13 protein-coding genes are annotated in these 18,236 nt (G+C 48.0%); 5 read left to right on the top strand and 8 right to left on the bottom strand.

Annotated features, from left to right (window positions below):
* Nucleotides 1-153: 153 nt before the first annotated feature.
* Nucleotides 154-414, bottom strand: a complete 261-nt coding sequence (locus ACKFKH_RS08870; RefSeq protein WP_446857904.1) for a carbonic anhydrase — start codon at nt 412-414, stop codon at nt 154-156.
* A 119-nt stretch (nt 415-533) separates the two neighbouring features.
* Nucleotides 534-1,088 (bottom strand): hypothetical protein, encoded by a 555-nt coding sequence (locus tag ACKFKH_RS08865; protein ID WP_446857903.1) that lies wholly within the window; start codon nt 1,086-1,088, stop codon nt 534-536.
* A 602-nt stretch (nt 1,089-1,690) separates the two neighbouring features.
* On the opposite strand from ACKFKH_RS08865, the gene ACKFKH_RS08860 reads away from it, so the two are divergent.
* On the top strand, nt 1,691-4,630 hold the full coding sequence (locus ACKFKH_RS08860) for a two-partner secretion domain-containing protein (RefSeq protein ID WP_446857902.1): 2,940 nt from the start codon (nt 1,691-1,693) through the stop codon (nt 4,628-4,630).
* A gap of 80 nt (nt 4,631-4,710) precedes the next feature.
* Entirely contained in the window at nt 4,711-5,346 is a 636-nt protein-coding gene (locus tag ACKFKH_RS08855) for a Uma2 family endonuclease (RefSeq protein WP_446857901.1), read from the top strand.
* Nucleotides 5,347-5,360: 14 nt separating this feature from the next.
* Here the strand turns inward: ACKFKH_RS08855 and ACKFKH_RS08850 are convergent, their stop codons facing one another.
* Entirely contained in the window at nt 5,361-6,131 is a 771-nt protein-coding gene (locus ACKFKH_RS08850; RefSeq protein WP_446857900.1) for a DUF928 domain-containing protein, read from the bottom strand.
* Between the two features lie 340 nt (nt 6,132-6,471).
* Complete coding sequence (locus ACKFKH_RS08845) at nt 6,472-9,213, bottom strand: CHASE2 domain-containing protein (protein ID WP_446857899.1); 2,742 nt, start codon at nt 9,211-9,213, stop codon at nt 6,472-6,474.
* Between the two features lie 216 nt (nt 9,214-9,429).
* On the opposite strand from ACKFKH_RS08845, the gene ACKFKH_RS08840 reads away from it, so the two are divergent.
* Nucleotides 9,430-10,836 (top strand): AAA-like domain-containing protein, encoded by a 1,407-nt coding sequence (locus tag ACKFKH_RS08840; RefSeq protein WP_446857898.1) that lies wholly within the window; start codon nt 9,430-9,432, stop codon nt 10,834-10,836.
* Between the two features lie 592 nt (nt 10,837-11,428).
* Here ACKFKH_RS08840 and ACKFKH_RS08835 read toward each other — a convergent pair.
* The 3 genes from ACKFKH_RS08835 to ACKFKH_RS08825 form a co-directional block, all read right to left on the bottom strand.
* Entirely contained in the window at nt 11,429-12,859 is a 1,431-nt protein-coding gene (locus ACKFKH_RS08835) for a transglutaminase domain-containing protein (RefSeq protein WP_446857897.1), read from the bottom strand.
* Nucleotides 12,860-13,306: 447 nt separating this feature from the next.
* Nucleotides 13,307-14,863 carry an MFS transporter gene (locus ACKFKH_RS08830; protein ID WP_446857896.1) on the bottom strand — a complete coding sequence of 519 codons (1,557 nt, stop codon included), beginning with the start codon at nt 14,861-14,863 and terminating at the stop codon, nt 13,307-13,309.
* Between the two features lie 587 nt (nt 14,864-15,450).
* Nucleotides 15,451-15,738: a hypothetical protein gene (locus ACKFKH_RS08825; RefSeq protein ID WP_446857895.1), complete on the bottom strand. Its 288-nt coding sequence runs from the start codon at nt 15,736-15,738 to the stop codon at nt 15,451-15,453.
* 433 nt (nt 15,739-16,171) lie between these two features.
* Between ACKFKH_RS08825 and ACKFKH_RS08820 the strand changes: the two genes are divergently transcribed.
* Nucleotides 16,172-16,519 carry a hypothetical protein gene (locus ACKFKH_RS08820; RefSeq protein ID WP_446857894.1) on the top strand — a complete coding sequence of 116 codons (348 nt, stop codon included), beginning with the start codon at nt 16,172-16,174 and terminating at the stop codon, nt 16,517-16,519.
* Nucleotides 16,520-17,480: 961 nt separating this feature from the next.
* Here the strand turns inward: ACKFKH_RS08820 and ACKFKH_RS08815 are convergent.
* Nucleotides 17,481-17,660 (bottom strand): hypothetical protein, encoded by a 180-nt coding sequence (locus ACKFKH_RS08815; RefSeq protein WP_446857893.1) that lies wholly within the window; start codon nt 17,658-17,660, stop codon nt 17,481-17,483.
* A gap of 184 nt (nt 17,661-17,844) precedes the next feature.
* On the opposite strand from ACKFKH_RS08815, the gene ACKFKH_RS08810 reads away from it, so the two are divergent.
* Nucleotides 17,845-18,174 (top strand): hypothetical protein, encoded by a 330-nt coding sequence (locus tag ACKFKH_RS08810; RefSeq protein ID WP_446857892.1) that lies wholly within the window; start codon nt 17,845-17,847, stop codon nt 18,172-18,174.
* The last annotated feature ends 62 nt before the right edge of the window (nt 18,175-18,236 follow it).

Raw genomic sequence — 18,236 nt, 5'->3', positions numbered from 1 at the left:
TTTGTGAATGCTGCCGGAGTGTCGATCGAGGGTGCTGCCACTGAGGATATAGAACAATGGCTAGCTGACCGACAGTGTTTTTCGCTGCGTGGCAAGCGCTGAAGTCAATTGCACCAAACCCCCTGTCGCTGCTGTTGATCGAGCAATCTTTCGTTAAGTCACGATCGTGAACTTTCCAGTTCGCAAATCATACTGACCGCCCACAATTTTAAGCTTGCCTGCCCGGATCAAGTCAGCCAAAATTGTTGAACTTTCTGCAAGTTTCTGTGCCTGGTATTGGATGTTTGCAATCACCGCATTTTCTGTTAAGTCACCCGTTTTATCTTTCACACGAGCAACGTCTTGGAGACGCGATTGCGATCGCTGCGGTTTTTGGCACGCTTCGTCAACGAATCGCTGATTGCCTTCGAGCAAACGCTGTAATTGTCCAAAAATGTTTCCAGGACTGACATAGCGACAGACAAAGTAAGCGTTGCCCTCATGTTCATCAATGCTGGCAGATCCGGCTTGACTCGTATCTTTCCACCAAATCGCTAGTTCTTACACAGGTGCAGCCATGCTCCCTTTCTCGCAGAATCAAGCTCTCCCCTTGCATAAATCTTCCTTGCAGCCTCATAGCTGTCACTTGCAACACAGTAGGCATAGATTCCATAAGATGAATATCGAACGTTCTTGCCGCTATTTTGTGTGAATGTACCCGACGGAAAATCAAATTCATACCAAGGATCGTCAGTGATAAATTTGTAGCTGAGTTTTGTTGGATCGGGTTCAACACCTTCAAGACCGATGACATGCCCGGACTCAGGAGTAAACCAGCCATGAGTGATCAACTGATACCCTTGACTCAGCGCCTCTCGCATATCGAGAATGCTAGCGTTGTCGTTGAAATGATACTCACGAATCTTGGATTGAAGATATTGTCCCATTGTGCTGGGCGAACCTGGGTTGCCGATCGCTTCGAGTGCTACCCGAACTCCCATAACGTCCTCTGTCCCGATAATTCTAGCAACACAGGCAGATTGACAGGTGTAGCCGTTGGGTTGAGCAACATAGTCCAAAACTCTGGTTGTGGGTGTTTGAGTTGTCATACTTTCTCCTGGGTGATTTGTAATGTTCAATTTGTCAGTGTGAAGCGCTATCAAAATCAAACAAAGTGCAGATTTTTCACTCGCACGCTAATCGATCAGTTTTTCTCGGCTAGTTCGCAGAAGTAAACTTCGTTTGTATAGCCGCGAATTTATTCGCCCGATATTCATACAAGGGGTTTACTTTACAATCGAGAGTAAGACTTAAACGTTCTATTTTCGAGCATAGAGTTTTTAAGGACGACTAAGTTTATGCACTGAGTTTGGGTTATGTCATGATAGGGTTTCTTCTGTTAGGTTTATGGTTTCAGTAGCGTTGAACGAAAGCTATTGTGATTTGCTTTCACGCTTTTGCCTGCTTATCATCTTGGCGTTTCCGTCGCAATTTTGAAATCTATAAACCTCATACAAAACCTCATATTCAAACTCATTAAAAATAATTTAGAGTTGTAAATATTGTCCGCGTTGCCAATCCCGATCGAATCTGCTTAAATCACCACAGGTAGAACATGAGTTCGCGATTAGCACAGAGCGCAACTGCGAAGCAACCGCGCTATCCAGCCAGCGTAAAGAGTCCCGTTAAAGCACATCATTGAGGATGCACTATGGTTCGGTTTTGGATGCTGGTCTTAGGGCTAATGACCATAGTTGGATGGAGCGGTTCCTGCGGAGTTGCGCTTTGCGCTAATCGCTCTGTGGCTCAAGTTGTGCCCGATCAGACCTTGCCTGTGGGAGAGCGATCTGTGGTAACAGATATCTCTTCGAGATCGCAAGTCTCCGGCGATCTTGATACTCAAATCGATGGCGGCGCAATCCGAGGAAACAACTTATTTCATAGCTTTCAACAGTTCTCAATTCCCACAGGTGGCAGCGCTTCTTTTAACAATGCTCCGACTATCACAAACATCATTACTCGCGTTACTGGAAGTAGTGTTTCTAATATTGACGGATTAATTCGTGCAAATGGTACTGCCAATCTATTTTTAATCAATCCAAACGGAATTCTATTTGGTGCAAATGCTCGATTAGAACTTGGCGAATCATTTCTAGCGAGTACAGCAGAGAGTTTCACGTTTGCGAATGGATTTGAGTTTAGTGCAACGTCTCCTCAAGCTCCGCCATTGCTGGCGATCGGTGTGCCGATCGGGTTGCAGTATGGCAGTCGCGTGGGGGAAGTACGATTAGCGCGAAGCGCAACTCCGCAGGAACCGCAAGGAGCTATTTTACAAGTTCCGAATGGTCAAACCTTAACCCTAGCAGGTGGCAATGTCGCGATCGACGGCGGACAGCTACTAGCACCCGGAGGACGAGTAACGTTAGGCGGCATTTCAGCAGCAGGAACCGTGGGATTGAATCCCGATGGGAGTTTGAGTGTTCCCGATTCCATTGCACGAGCCGATGTATTGCTGACGAATGCTGCTTTGGTCGATGTGACTGCGGGTGGAGGGGGTGAGATTGCGATCGCCGCTCGAAATCTAGAATTAACCGCAGGCAGTCGTCTTCAAGCCGGAATCGGAGAAGGTTTAGGATCTGCACAAGCACAAGCTGGCAAGATCACCATTCAAGCAGCGGAAAACGTCACGCTTCAAGGATCAGTCATTGAGAATTCGGTTGCTGACAGCGGGATCGCGAATGGTGGTGACATCGTGATTGATGCACGATCGCTTTTTCTGACTAACTCAACAGTATCAGCTCGTACCTTGGGTGAAGGAGCAGGTGGAAATTTGATGGTGAAAGCCACGGACTCGATACAACTCATCGGAACGACGGCAGATAACCAGTTTTCCAGCGGCTTGTTTGCTCAGGCTAACAGTGGCAGTCGTGGCAATGCAGGGGATTTAAGCATTGAAACGAGAAATCTAATCGTCCGCGATGGGGCACAAGTATCATCTGGAACCTTTGGTGAAGGAGCAGGCGGGAATTTAACCGTGAAAGCCACGGACTCGGTGCAAGCTATTGGAATCAGAGCAGATGGTCGGTCTCCTAGCGGCTTGTTTACTCAAGCTAACAGTCGTGGCAATGCAGGGAATTTAAGCATTGAAACGGGAAATCTAATCGTCCGCGATGGGGCACAAGTAGGATCGGGTACTCGCGGTACTGGAGCGGGCGGAAATTTAACCGTGAAAGCCACGGACTCGATACAACTCATCGGAACGACGGCAGATAATCGGTTTTCCAGCGGCTTGTTTGCTCAAGCTAATAGAGGCAGCCGTGGCAATGCAGGAAGTTTAAGCATTGAAACGAGAAATCTAATCGTTCGCGATGGGGCACAAGTAGGATCTGCTACCTTCAGTGAAGGAGCGGGCGGAAATTTAACCGTGAAAGCTACGGACTCGGTGCAAGCCATTGGAGAGTCGGCAGATGGTCAGCTTCCCAGCGGCTTGTTTACTCGAACTAACAGTCGTGGCAATGCAGGGAATTTAAGCATTGAAACGAGAAATCTAATCGTCCGCGATGGGGCAGAAGTAGCATCTGGTACTCGCAGTAGTGGAGCGGGCGGGAATTTAACCGTGAAAGCCACGGACTCGATACAAATCAGTAGAACCTCAAAAGATGGTCGGTCTCCCAGTCTCTTAACCGCAAGAACAGAGGCTAGCGGCAATGCTGGAGATATCACGCTGAAAACAAGGCAACTCATGATTGAGGACGGGGGAGAGGTTTCTAGTCAGCAAACGACCGCAACTGCAACCGGGAACGTCGGCAATATTCGCATTGAAGCAGAATCGCTCTCGGTAAGAAACAATGCAAGTATCACTGTTGAAGATCGAAGAACGACTGTAGCTCCTCAAAGAACCGAATCCGTTGGCAATATTGACATTCAGAGCAATTCTGTGAAGATCGATCGCGGACTCATCTCTGCCGCAACTGCCAGTACCGATGGCGGAAACATTGATCTCGGTGTGCAAGATATATTGCTGTTACGGAACGGGGGTCTGATCTCGACCAATGCTGGAACGGCTCAAGCAGGCGGCAATGGCGGCAACATCACATTTAACGGTAACTTCATTGTGGCAGTGCCGCGAGAAAACAGTAATATCTCAGCCAATGCCTTCACGGGTCGCGGCGGCAACATTCGCATCACGACACAAGGACTCTTCGGGATTGAGCCTCGTTTCAGAGAAACATCTTTGAGTGACATTACGGCGAGTTCTCAATTTGGCATCAGTGGGACGATCGCCTTGAATACCCCAGATGTTGATCCGAGTCGAGGCTTAGTGACCTTGCCGACCGAACTGCGAGACACGAGCGGATTGATTGCCAGTGGTTGTCCAGCAGATGAAGGCAATTCGTTTTCGATTACTGGGAACGGCGGATTACCCGAAGATCCGCGACAGCCATTGATGGGCAACGGAGTTTGGTTAGACGATCGCGCCACGCAACAATCTCAATCCTCAATTCCTCAATCGGTGCCAACGATCGTGGAAGCACAAGGATGGATTCGCGATCGGGACGGAAGAATTACTCTAGTTGCCGATCGTCCAGGTGCAATCTCTCAAACTTCTCTGCCACTGACTTGTTTGTTGCCATTTGTAGGGAATGAGTGATCCGATCAATAACCCTGATTACGCAGACGTAGATTGTGCCATGCTAGAAATATGATATTTCGTGTGCAAGAGGGCAGCTTATGTATGCAGTCATTTCACGAGACAAAATTCGGCTTCCACCCGGAACCGTTGTACGGATGCCCGGTTCTTGGCAAGACTACTGTGCCCTCAGAGACAGCCGAGGCGATGGCTCCATTCCTCGAATTAAATACCGTGACGGGGAGATCTTACTGATGAGTCCAATGCCCCGACATGGACGGGAAGCTAATATCCTGGCTAACGCTATAACAGCCCTTCTGGATAGTCAGGAGCGTAACTATGAAGCCTTCACTCCGATCACAATGGAAGTGCCTGAAGAAGGAGGCATTGAGCCAGACTATTGCTTCTACATCAACAATTGGCAAGCAGCCGTGGGTAAAGACCGCCTCGACTGGCAAACCGATCCATCCCCCGATTTAGTGATTGAAATTGATGTGACAACCTACACCGATGCGGTTGACTATCTGCCTTACCGAGTGCCAGAGGTGTGGCTGTTCAAAAAGAATCGGTTGCTGATCCATTGGTTGGAAAATGGCGAATATACCCTACAAGAAACGAGCCAGTTTTTTCCCAATGTGGACATCAAGACGATCGTGGCTCATTGCTTGCAAGTAGCAGCAGAACGCGGTACAGGAGTGGCTTTACGAGAGTTGAGAACTAGCTTATTTCAGGAGTGACTTTTTGTTGAGAACTACCGCAGCGGCTCTGTGGCGATCGCTGCCAATCCGACAGTCGGCTGTGTCAGAAAACTTGCCCAGGTCTTGTCCAAATCTGCATTGTTGGGTTGCGATCGTTTAGCTTCTGCAAGTGTGGTCAGGGCATCATACCAAATCCCTTGTTTGCCGTATTGTGCCGCTTGTTGCAAAGTAGTCTGTGAACTGAGTTGTTCAGTAGGTTGTTCTCGACGAACCCAGGCAGATACAACCGGGTCATTGGGGCTAGGTCGATCGCCACACACAAGCACGATCGCCCACTGATAAGTTTTCCCAACTTCTAAAGGCGGTGCATCCTCAGCCGCTTGGATGCCGACCACGCCTGGTTGTCCGGTAATTGAGACAAAGCGTTGAGAATGATGCTGATTGCCCTGTTTGATGCTGAGAACAATTTGACGACCAGAGGTCTGTGGCACATACACCCAAAACGTGGGGCGCGCTAACCAGGTCAAGCCATAGTGATCACTGGGAACAAGAGCAGTGAGGGAGAACTTCTCAGTCGTTTGTGTAGAGAGTGGACTATCTTGGGAACATCGTCGATCGTCCCGTGAGCCTGCTCCTCTAGTAGTGCCCGGTGTTCCTTCTTGTGGCGGTGGCTTAAAGAAAATCGGAGCATTTAGACCGTTGGAGCGTTCTAGCTGACTTGAGGATTGAGCAATGTTCTGAATTGCAGGTCGCGCTGATGCAGATTCAATGCCTGTTAGTAAGAGCCATGTCACGATGAGTGTTAATAATGCTTGAAAATTCATTGTCCTTCTCCTAATAAGTAAGTTGTTTTTCAAGATGGTGGATTTTTTATCGATCGCTCCTCAGCTCATGTCAAAGTTTGAGATAGTTTAATTGGATAACTACTACAGCCTCTACTTTCTTCATATCAACAATCCTAGAATAAAATTGACGAGACTAAAATCCATAAATCTCATACAAAACCTCATATTTAGAACAACGGCGTTGCTGGATCACGGGATGAACTGCCCCAAAGCAGCGGGAACCCCAAGGTTCAAAGTCCCCCAATTTTGGGGGATTTAGGGGGCGAAAAGATGGACACTTCCCACAAATTCATCCCTTCAATCAGCAACGCCAAAACAACTAATGCTCTTTTAATTGCTGGTCGATCGCTGCCTGATTTTCCTTCGTTTCCGATTGCTTCAAATACTCGATCGCAATGCGTCCAGCCGTTGGATAGTCTTGTCTGGCTCGCAAAAGTAATGTCAGAGTATGCCGAAATCGCAGGTGATCCAGTTGTTTATTTGTGACAAGCCATAACGCGATCGCACTTCCCCACAATCCCAACAACGCAGGCGCAACAGGCAGCCACCATCCCAACAAAAACGCCCCATAGCATCCTCCTACAAGTCCACCACTGGCTAACACTGTCCCTATTACCAACCGAATTGGAGATTTGAACCGCCAGCTAATCAAGGCTCCAACTCCTGTCCAGACTAAAATCCATATGCCTTCCAGGGGTTCAGACCAGGGGCGAATCAGCGGTCGTCCCTCTAGAGCAGCACTCAAAAGCTGGCTAACAATGTTGGCGTGTAACACAACTCCAGGCATTGGCTGAGAGGCCCCAAACCAGCGATCGCTAAAAGGCGTTTGAAAGACATCTTTGACACTTTCTGCGGTAGTTCCAATCAAAACAACGCAGTCACGAAGTGGAGCGTCTCCGCTCTCACGCAAACTTTCTGATGGGGCTTGACGCTTCAGAACTTGTTGCAAAGAGAATGTGGCAAAATTTGCTTGTGTCCCGCGATAGTTTAGAAGAATTTGATATCCTCCGGTTTCTGCACTGACATAGCCGCCAGCGTTGCGTTCTAGTCGCTCGAAAATTACTTTACCCAGACGTAAGCGTTGACCTTCTGAATCTAATGGCTCAGGCGTGATCTTGTCAGATTTTAGATAGTGTAGTGCGAGTTGGGTAGATAAACTGTACTGAATGTTATCTTCGGACGAGACCGACAACAAGGCTCGACGCACTGTTCCATCACTGTCCTCAACTTGATCAGAAAAACCAACCTGCCGCAATTGGCGCAACATAGGAGGCGCTGCGACTCGACTCCCGACAACTTTCTCAATCCCAAATAGATTTGGCGTAGATCGAAAGACTTGCACCAGATCTGAATGTCCTGGCTCGACAGGCAAATCTCGATAGTTATCTAAGCCGATCGCTCGTGGTTTCTGTGCTTTGATCGCATTAATGGCTTGAGCTAAAACACGATCGGGAATCGGATAGCCAAATTGCTTTAGATCAGACTCCTCGATCGTAACAATGGCAATTCGTTCATCGCGCCGTTCTACAGGTCGCCACCGCAAAAACTGATCAAACAGATCCAACTCCCAGCCTTGTAGAAATCCCAGGACTCGCACCAGCAAAACGGGCGCTGTAACTGCGATCGCGACTTTAGGAATCCAATGAAAGGGAATTCGCTGCTTAGGAACCTCCTGACTGGCTTTCTGTCTGGCTTCTGCCAGAATGTGATTTGCCTGTTCAATAGCTTCTAATGCGAGTTGGGCTTCCCATTTGGCAAGCTCCTGACTTGCGCCCAAAAACTGATAGTCCTGATCCGCGAGACTTTTTCCCAATGCCCAGGCGAGTGCATCTTGCAACGCTTGACCCCGTAATAGGCAGGCAGTATCTTGTTTTCCACTGGCAACCCAGGCAGCACAAAGCGGCGCATAAGGGCGAAGATAGGCAAGTTGTTGGCTCACCCAATCTGGATGAAAAACGGCTCGATAGATGGGATTTTTGACGACAAGCTGCCCTCGCTGATTGGACACTAGCCCAGATAACAAAAGCTCAATTTGCTCATCGCTGCCATCAAAAGGGACTGTTGAATCTAGCACTTGCTGATACAGTCCGAGTAGTCGGGTTGATCGCTCCGGATTGCTCAACACACGATCGCGAATCGTTCTCAAGTGTTCCGGCTCATCCTGAAATTCCCAGGATTGAAGAATACACTGCTGCACAACCTTAGCAATGTGCTGGCGATCGTCTATCTCTGAATCGTCCATTTCTGAAGTCGATCTCTTCGAGTTACCCGCAAGGGGTCGCGATTCCACGACTAACCGACATAATTTTTGCGTTAGAAAAGGCTGTCCACCCGCCCATGTCAAAATTTCTTGAAGTGCTAGTTGAGGGTCGTTGACCGCATCTGTTAGGCCCTGCGCCAATGGTTGAGCTTCGGATAACTGAAAGCCATCAAGCGCGATCGCCTGACCAATATTAAATGGCGTTCGCTGAGAATCAGTCATCAAATCTGAAGGTCTTGCCACCCCCAAAAAAGCGAATGTGAGCCGTTGATACTCCGGTTGGAGACTGCGACGGTTATAGCAAGCACGAATCAGGGCAAAGAAATCTTGTATAGAAAACTCTAAACTACAAACACTATCGACCTCATCGAGAAAAATCACTAAATTTGGACGCGAATGATTTGCAGACGTAACTTCAACTAAGAGTACAGTTTCAATCCATTGTCCCAATCGTTGCACCGAAGAAAGATCCTGCCGCTCCTGCCACCAGGTTTTCAAATTGATAGACTGCACGAGATCAAACGCCTGCCAAAGCTCAACCGCCAACCCCTTGTACCACTGCTCCAGGGTTACGTTCTGGCTCCCAATGCGAGAGAGGTCGATCGCAGCACAGGCAACCCCCTGATTCTGAAGTTGATGAAAGACCCGCACCATCAAGCTAGATTTGCCCATTTGTCGCGCATTGAAGATGTAGCAAAACTGACCTGTACTTAAGGCGTGATAGAGGTCGATATCTGCCTGTCGTTGCACATAGCTAGGATCATCGCAACGGAGGCTGCCCCCAACTTGATAGTGATTCATGTTACACAGCTATCTCCCTTCTTCACGCCTTTAGGAACCCCTTTCCCATTTAATCGCTTATGCTTGATAATTAAACCCAGCAACCTCATAAAAAATCTCATGAAGAAACTCATAAATCACTTTTTAGTGTGATTGACTTACGGAGTGTAGGCGAAATAAGTTGTGGTCACTGCTGGTTTAAGACTGACAAATTCATCCACTGAGGGGCGATTCTCCATGAAGCTGGATATAAAACTGGATATGAAGCTAGATAATCTTTTTGAGACTCTCAACCACAAACTAGTTTCTTGCAACAATCGACCATTAAATTCGACAGAAACGCTGCTTTTACAGGGAATCTGGCAGTATCAGACTTATAGCCAGATTGCTGACGAAATCGGCTACAGTCCTAGGTATTTGACGAATGTTGTCGCACCAGAAATGCTACATCGACTTTCTCAACTGACAGGTCAGCGTCTCACCAAGAAAAACTGTCGCATCATTCTAGAATCGTTTGTTGCTCAGTCTGTGCCTCAGTCTACCTCAGAAACTGATTCGCTAACTAGTTCGCCTAACTCATACACGCTTTCGATCGCCGCCACTGCTGCCCTATCGTTGCCCTCCTTTCCTAGCGGCCCGATCGCGGTCAACTCCCCCTTCTACATCGCCCGTCCGCCGATCGAAACCCAAGTCTTTGAAGAACTCCAAAAACCCGGAGCATTGGTACGAGTGAAAGCTCCTAGAGACATGGGAAAAACTTCTTTGCTCTTACAGGCGTTGCATCAGCTTGATCAGGTGGAATATCACACGGTTTACCTTTCTTTGGGGCAAATCGATCATGCCATCTGCGATGATCTAAATCGGTTTTTGCGCTGGCTCTGCGTCAGTGTATCCAGACAATTACAGCTAGAACCCAAACTTGATGAGTATTGGGATGATGACGTTGGCAGCAAAGTAAGCTGTACGCTCTACTTTCGCAACCATCTATTGAAAAAACTCAATGCGCCGCTAGTCTTAGCCTTAGACGAAGTAAACCGTATTTTTGAACATCCAACCGTTGCTCAGGATGTCTTACCTTTGTTGCGCTCCTGGTATGAAGAAGCTAAACGGCTCCCCATCTGGCAAAATTTTCGGCTGATCATGGCTCATTCGACCGAGGTGTATGTACCACTCCAACTAAATCAGTCTCCCTTCAATGTCGGGCTTGCTGTCCAGTTACCGAGCTTCAGTTTGGAGCAAGTCCAACAACTCGCGCAACGCTATCATCTCAACTGGGACAATAGCAACGCAGCCCATCAACTCATGAACCTGGTTGGCGGACATCCTGCCCTGATCCACGTTGCACTCTACTACCTGAGCCGAGGAGAATTTACGCTCGATCGATTGCTCGAAGTTGCGCCGACTTCAACAGGCATCTATCAACATCATTTACAGCGCCACTGGGTCACACTTCAGGAACAGCCCGCCCTAGCTCATGCTTTTGAGAAACTTTTAAGTACAACTGAGCCGATTCACACTGAATCGACTCTCGCTCACAAGTTGACCAGCATGGGGTTAATTCATCAATCGGGCAATGAAGCGATCGTGAGTTGTCAGTTGTACCAGCAATATTTCCGGGAGATGCTTGATCACAGTGCCACGTAAATGGACACCAATCAGCAGATTACATCAAACCGCTCGACCAGTCGAGAAAGCTGGAATCGAACCATTGCTAGTGCAACTGAGCTATCCAACTTCATCTTCTCCACGCTTGGCATTACCTTTTCCAGAATGGGCGACGATTTATCCGCATTGGTTGCAAAGGATCAATTTTCGGCATTGCTGAATTGCAATATGAAATGCTAGATTTGCCCTCACCCTCACTCTCTCCCAAAGGGCGAGGCAACAAGAACTCTGGCTCCCTTTTCCCTGGGGAGAAGGGTCTACCGTGTATACACAAGTCTATACTCACTTCGTTCTAGTCGGCTTCAGCCCCCTAAATCCCCCATTCTGGGGGACTTTAAGCAAAAAAGACTTCCAGAATTTAGAACCCTGATCAGCGTTCAAAGTCCCCCAGAATGGGGGATTTAGGGGGCGAAGGATTACGGCAAGTACAGATCAATCGACTTATGTATACACGGTAGGGGGAGAAGGGTTGGCGAGGGCTGTGCCCCACTTCGTGAGGAGGGCAATTCATATTTGCATTCAGCAATGCCCAATTTTCTACTGTCGTGCATCACTCAATTCAGCCATTGATCTAGCCTTTATTAAACTCAATTTGCCCGACATACTCGTACTGACCATACTGTTGCTTTCTACTAAACAGTGCGACTTCATAGGCTCCAGCACTGGGCAAAGGACAAGAAAGCTGTGAACCTTGACTGGTTTGCTCGACACAGCGTTGAGATTGGTTGCTGCCTTTGGCACTGTAGGTTGCCATCAGCCATCGTCGCTGCGGATTCTCAAGCTCGATCGCCGGATCACCTGACACATCTGTTTGCGATCGCGTCGGCGAAATCAGTTTCAGCCCTTGAGCAAAAAACTGTGGTTGCAGCATGGGCTGGCGCAAAAACTCACCCCGCGACAGCGGCTTTGCAAGTAGTTGCCACGCGACTTCTTGGGGAAAATGGCTAATTGATATGACCGTGGGCGGTGGAAACAGAAAGTCTGCGCGGTATCCCTTCTTGAACCCGGAAGCATCTACAGAACCACTATCCCAGGTCGCATCGATTAAGTACCAGGTGCCCTTCACCTTTGCGGCATTCCAGGCATGGGACTGACCATTGAGATCGCTCGTCTCAGTCCGAGCATCACCGACGACGTAGACGATTTCTTCCCCGATCGCGTTTCCCAGCGCTTCTAAAAGTTTGGCATAGCCCGCACAAACCGCTGTCCGTCGGGTAAACACCGTTTCAGCATCTTGAGGTGGGTAACGCCCTGCAAAGTAGGAAGGCGCGTCATACGCAATGCGGTCGGCTACATAGTCATGCAAAGCCTTGACCCGCAGAAATGGATCGCGCTCCTGTTGAGCAATATACTGAGCAACCGACGCAATGCTGGTTTCCACACTGGCCGGGAGAGTGGCGATCGCCGGATGAATCTGGGTGTTAGCCCAGGGCCACGGACTTGAACTTGGCTGCTCAAGCTGAGACGGTGCGGTAGGAAGGGGGCTGGGTTGAGGAGAGATTTGGGGGTCAGAAGCAGGTCGAACTTCGCGACTGTCTGCATACTGTTGATAAGGATTTTGATGAACTGCAAGGTACAACCACTCCAACCGATTAGCCGCCTGAAAGAGCGATCGCCGCACCCATTCAACTTGAGTACCTTGTTTGCCGTCAAGCATCCAGTCGCCACGAGTGGACAGCGCTAGAAAGGCTGTTTGCGGGCGTAGGGCAAGTAGACAGCCCAAAAAGACGAGGTTGAGCAATAGGGTTCGCAAAATAATGCGATCGCCCCAGGTGATAATCTGCGGATGGCGTTGACGGCGGTTTCTGCCCCACAAGTCCCAGGCGATCGGGAGCAGGGGAAATAACAGAATGCCTGACAAGACGGCTAGCTCGATCGGCCCATTTGTATAAGCAACAAGCGACGATGCCAGCCAAACGCCCAGAACTGGAGTCAAAAAAACCAGAACCGTCAGCAATCCTTTGATCATCGAGAATGGCAGGTCAAGCAAGATCAGGCGCATAGGTTGGATGAGTACGGGGAGTGTATCCCCATTAAAGTTCCCTTTCTGGTGACTACAGCCTACCAGCGGCAGGTTTCAGAAAAAATCGTTTTAGGGAATGTTTGAAAAGTCTAAATCTGGGTTGCCCCACCCGTCGAATATGGGCTTCGTTTCGAGATTGAAGCAGGATTTCTTGATGACAAATCGAATGGCTTTCAACTTGAGCGCTTACAGATTCGCTAGGCTCAAATGCTCTCTCGCCTCTGTCTTGTCTTAGCGATCGCGACGCTGTATCTCAGTGCAGTGGGAACTGAAGGGGTCGAATTTGGGTATCTTCGTTTTGTTGACCCGCATTGGTTTCGCGGCAGTCGCTATCTCAAGATCCATTGGCACTGGATTCGTCAATCCTTGGTACAGGGTTGGAATCTACCGACTCGCTTAGAGTGTAGTTTGGTAGATGCTCAACTGCTAACGATCGACCAACAATGCCGCCATTGTCGCACTCACCCAAGACAAGCCTGCACAAATCAACATGACTACCCGAAAAGTATCCACAAAAGCTAACTTAACGGCTATTTCGATAGCATTGAGCGTTTGTGGTGCAAGGTCTGGCAAGACGATCGCTTGTCCAAATTGGCTGGCTCCTGCTTGGAGTGCGATTTGTACCTCGGTGGATAGATTGAGACTTGCCGTGTGAGTGGTCAATGCTTCTGCAAAGGTACTGAGTGCTATCGAACCGACAATAGCGATCGCTAACACTCCTGCCGTCCGTGCTACGGCATTGTTAATTCCTGATGCAGTTCCGGCATAGTGTGTAGGCACCGATCCCATTACAGCCGTGGTCAAAGGGGCAACCGTCACCGCCATTCCTAGCCCAAACACGAGAATGCCAGGGAAAAAAGTAGTCCAGTAGTCAGCAGATCCGTGGGTGAGTCCGACAATCGCCAGCAGTAGAAACCCCAGCCCAGTCAAAAAAGGGCCAATGATCAGGGGTAGTCGTGATCCATAGCGATCGGTTAACCTTCCAGCCCAGGGCGATAGTCCGGCTAACATAAGTGCAAAGGGCAGATCGGCAAGTCCCGCGATCGCTTGTCGATAGCCTTGTGCTTCTACTAGATTGAGGCAGAGGAAAAAAGGGCCGACACTAAAGGCTGCATACAGAAATAAGGTGAGAAGATTCGTACCGCTAAAGGTGCGCGACTGAAACAGAGAAAGGGGCAACATCGGGTGAGCGCTACGAGCTTCGACGATGCCGCAAAGAACTAGCGTAAAGGTGCCGACTAGTAGTGATCCGTAGCTATGCAGGTTGCTAAATCCCAATTTGGGCAGAGAGATAAAGCCATAGGTGAGTCCTGCTAGTCCTACCATCATCAGGATTGCGCCTGGGTAGTCAATTTGAGAAAAAGCGGTTTCATCCCGACTTTCTGGGACTTTCAGGTGAAGGATTAGCAGTGTAATCAATCCGATCGGTAGGTTAATCAAAAACACGCCGCGCCAGAGTCCAATATCTGAGAGACCGCCGCCCAAGACTGGCCCTGCAATCGTCACGATCGTCGTTGCTGCTGACCAGGTGCCGATCGCGTGTCCTCGCTTCTCTGAACTAAACGTAGCCGTGATAATCGCCAGGCTACCAGGAATCATCATTGCACCGCCGATGCCCTGTATAGTTCGTGCCCCGATAAGTAGCTCGGTCGTTGGCGTTAGCCCACAAACCAGAGATGCCAGAATGAATAAGCTAACTCCCGCCATGAATACTTTTTTGCGTCCCAGCTTATCACCGAGTGACCCACTAACTAGAATGAGTGCAGCCAACATTAGCAGGTAGACATTCACAATCCACAGTAGTTGTATTCCACTTGCCTGAAGATCTTTTTGTAAAGAGGGTAAAGCAACATTCAAGGCAGAGGCATCAATAAAGGCCATGCTGGAGGCAAGAATGGTGGAAAACAAGACCCAGCGTTCTCCTCCGGGCGAAAGATCATGCGCGATCGTCTCCTGCTGAACTTCAGTTGCTGTCACGATCATTTGGTTCTTCCACGAAGCGAATATTACAAATAGCTGATCTGTTTCTGTCACTCATTTTCTGTCCGAGCAATAATGAGAAACAGAACTCGATCTCCCAAATTTTTTCTTTGATTCCGTTAGTTGAAATCAGCTACCTTGTTAGTCAATGTTAGTCCTAGCGGCAACCCTATTTGAATCATAAAACCGTAGTTCGATCACTTTTTATGTATGAGCAAAGTGTTCAAGATACATTCGATCTATGAATTGCCTAGAACTGCAATATAGAAGTGAGATAGCTTACTAAAATCCATATTCATGAGTTAAAAACAGAACTTCAGCAATCTAAATTTGAGGGGTGATCCTACTTGATTGACAGATCTCTCGCCAACCGATCGAAGTTCTCTCCAGTTTGAGTCTAGCAACTGTGTCGAATGCACTTGCTCTCTAACTTAAAGGGTCACTCGTGACAAAGACGGGACAGAAGGGTGAAGATAAACCGTCCCTTATTTGCATCACAAAATGGGTCGCGTTGTTGAATGGGTCGCGAGGGGATAGACAGCACGACCCATTAATTCAGCAACACCCAGGAGATCTTGTGGATATTTGTGTTATCTCGATTCAACTCGATCGCCATTTTCTTCTTCTTCGGCGATCGGGTTGTCCTCCAAATATCGAGGGTTTACCAAGATGGAGCTAAAAAGTTCATCTGGAGTCACTCCTCTAAGTTTTGCAGAGTGTTCCAGCATTTCCTGAATTTTTTCTTTAGCTTGCTTCACCCGAACCCCTACGACTGCTGTCGCCAAAGCAGCCTTACTCTTCCCGGTAAGGGCCGCCCACACAGATAGCCAATGATCGTCGTGTTCTCCCAAAGGTCCAATCGTAAATCGCTTAGGCATATCGTCCCTATCAATGTCAGTAGATAAATCTAGCTCCGCTCTATTGCCCTGATGCAGATACATATCTCCTGATGCAGATATATATCTATAGAGTTCCCACAATAAACCCACTAGAGATGCAGGTAACGATTTCGGAAGCTAGGTCTACAATAATGAGTGTAGCTTAAGTATAAACTGAGTTTACGTCACTCATATCAACCTCAATAAATATAAAGTTTTGATTTATATTCACTTCGTAGAAACTCACTGGAGGGTTCATGGCGATGAAGATAGAAAATAGCTAAAGCGCTTTGCTAGTTAGCTTTCCACCCATTTAGAGAAGAGAAATCTGAAAAGCTATGTCAGTGGGTACTCCCCCAAAGTTCTTCTCAACAACCTCCTGAGAATCCTTACAGAGCCAACTTCTATCTAGTTGAAGGAATCTAATAAAACCATGACAAAAAAACGTCCGCGGCGGCTCCAAATAGAGATATCAGCAGACTTGGAACGAAAGTTGATCTTGTGGGCTGCAACCAGAGATATGAAACTTAACCCCTGGGTCAAACTTGTTTTAAGAATGAGATCTGACGAAATTTGGCCTAAGATTCATACGCTTTTGGAAGAAAAAGCTGAACGGCTAAAGATGCCACTAAATGAATTAGAGCAAAAGATCCTGGAACAAAACGGGTTTGACTTTGAGCGGGAAAGAGAAGAGCTAGAAAGTGGCTCATCATTAGACAATGGGTCGTTTGAAGATGAGAACGATAATGGATCGTTGGAAGATGAGAGCAATCTCGACTAACCCATCTTGAACAAGGTGACGCTAAAAGCCAGGGGATTGTTTCTTAAAAATGAATGGTTGCTCAATGCCAATGACTTAAGGGACTTGCGCGAAAATAGAATTCCTCGCTGCGTTGTCTGTAGATTTCGACTCCGCTTAACCTACTTGCTGAGAGGCTAAGTGAAGCCGAAGCTTGATCAATCGGGACTCTATTAAACTGCCAATCTCTAACCTTGTCTGTGAAGTTTGAATAGTCTGTTTGAAAACTTATAGATTTGTAAAAGGATGTAAAGAAGGAAACAGGGAGAACGATCGCTTGTTAGCTTTCTGCCGACATAGTTCTAAGGACATTTCCAGAAATAGTTTTACCCAAGTTGACCGCTCTGACCCCTCCCAACCTTCCCTTAACAACGGGAGGAGCCGTAGGCGGTGGGGTACGTCGGTAGCTTCTTATCTAGAAATCTCCTACGTTCTCAAATCCGTCCCAGCCTTTTTGCAACTTGGTAAACTCATGCACAGGGTCGAGGCTCCCAGCTTCGATCGAAGTTTTGGTCTGTAAAAAAATATATCTGATTCAAAGTTGCACAGATCTGGTGCATATGCTACTATTCTTCGCAAAGGTAAAACTAACACTCACTATTCAATAACCCGGTTGTAGCAGGTGACGGCATTCGGTGACTACCAGCCGTCTACGATTACGAGAATAGTGCAATCAAACTAATACTTGATGTAAGTAAGGCCGTTCTACTGTCTTGCTTTCAGCCTGTATGCCTTGAAGTTCAGAGCAGCCCGGTAAACCAGTACAAGGGAGAGGCAGAACTCATGAAACCCGTGAAATATTTAAGATACCCCTGGTATCAAAGCTTACTAGAAGTTGAATCACACTCCAGGAGGCAGCCCGATCGAGCTTTGAGCCTTGATCAAGGGCTATCGACTCCCGTATCCATCACGCCTTGGAAAAGAAACAGACAGCATCAATCGATTAAAGGTTGTCTGCTAGACCGCCGTAGAAGCTTATTGTGCAATAGCCTTCATCAATAGCCATCTCATCGGAGGAAGCCAAATGATGACCATAGCCTTTATTCAACACGCGATCGCCTATCACAAACAGGCTTTGCAGAGCCTTCCAGAGGACGCTGACACTCCCGATCGGTGGAAGCATCTCGGTGCAATTTCTGTTTTAGAGGCACAGCTAAATGAGTACATAGCCACAGCCATTGAGAGAGATATTGACCTCTTCCAAGACTCTGTAAGCCCACAACTATTGTTTCCTGAAAGATCAGCATCCCCAACCTCGTGCCCCCTTCGCTAACCTCACTGTAAACCTTTCCTAACTAGCCTGCTGTATGTCATTAGCCAAGATCGATGACCTTCTCGTTAGGCTGCTTGCGTTCGCTCACGAACTAGCTCCTGATCTGCCATCCAACTTGGTGGAGCAGGCAGTGCTCGATGAAATTCTTTCTCTTGTGGATCAGACGGACTCTAACTTGGCATCCGACCCGGTAGAGCAGGCAATCAGACAATCATTTCTCGATTTGGCGCAGGCAAATGTCCAAGGCATGAGATTCAAGCTTCGGAGTGAAGACTGGGAGAATTCTCCTGGGATTATATTGCACAAACTGATTGAAAGCATCTGTGTCAATCAGGTCGGGGAAAGCAGTCTCAAAATCGACTGAGACGGTAGAGCAAGAATTTTGTTCAATCCCGGTTCATTCTCCTTTTTGTTGAATTTTGGAAC

The sequence above is a fragment of the Phormidesmis sp. 146-20 genome (assembly GCF_052939475.1).
The sequence above is the reverse complement of the archived record's forward strand: the minus strand, read 5'-3'. Positions and strand labels throughout refer to the sequence as shown.

Excerpts from the sequence above, each read along its gene's own strand:
- ACKFKH_RS08865 (WP_446857903.1), bottom strand. The coding sequence starts at position 1,088 with ATGACAACTCAAACACCCACAACCAGAGTTTTGGACTATGTTGCTCAA.
- ACKFKH_RS08860 (WP_446857902.1), top strand. The coding sequence starts at position 1,691 with ATGGTTCGGTTTTGGATGCTGGTCTTAGGGCTAATGACCATAGTTGGA.
- ACKFKH_RS08855 (WP_446857901.1), top strand. The coding sequence starts at position 4,711 with ATGTATGCAGTCATTTCACGAGACAAAATTCGGCTTCCACCCGGAACC.
- ACKFKH_RS08850 (WP_446857900.1), bottom strand. The coding sequence starts at position 6,131 with ATGAATTTTCAAGCATTATTAACACTCATCGTGACATGGCTCTTACTA.
- ACKFKH_RS08845 (WP_446857899.1), bottom strand. The coding sequence starts at position 9,213 with ATGAATCACTATCAAGTTGGGGGCAGCCTCCGTTGCGATGATCCTAGC.
- ACKFKH_RS08840 (WP_446857898.1), top strand. The coding sequence starts at position 9,430 with ATGAAGCTGGATATAAAACTGGATATGAAGCTAGATAATCTTTTTGAG.
- ACKFKH_RS08835 (WP_446857897.1), bottom strand. The coding sequence starts at position 12,859 with ATGCGCCTGATCTTGCTTGACCTGCCATTCTCGATGATCAAAGGATTG.
- ACKFKH_RS08830 (WP_446857896.1), bottom strand. The coding sequence starts at position 14,863 with ATGATCGTGACAGCAACTGAAGTTCAGCAGGAGACGATCGCGCATGAT.
- ACKFKH_RS08825 (WP_446857895.1), bottom strand. The coding sequence starts at position 15,738 with ATGCCTAAGCGATTTACGATTGGACCTTTGGGAGAACACGACGATCAT.
- ACKFKH_RS08820 (WP_446857894.1), top strand. The coding sequence starts at position 16,172 with ATGACAAAAAAACGTCCGCGGCGGCTCCAAATAGAGATATCAGCAGAC.
- ACKFKH_RS08815 (WP_446857893.1), bottom strand. The coding sequence starts at position 17,660 with ATGCTTCCACCGATCGGGAGTGTCAGCGTCCTCTGGAAGGCTCTGCAA.
- ACKFKH_RS08810 (WP_446857892.1), top strand. The coding sequence starts at position 17,845 with ATGTCATTAGCCAAGATCGATGACCTTCTCGTTAGGCTGCTTGCGTTC.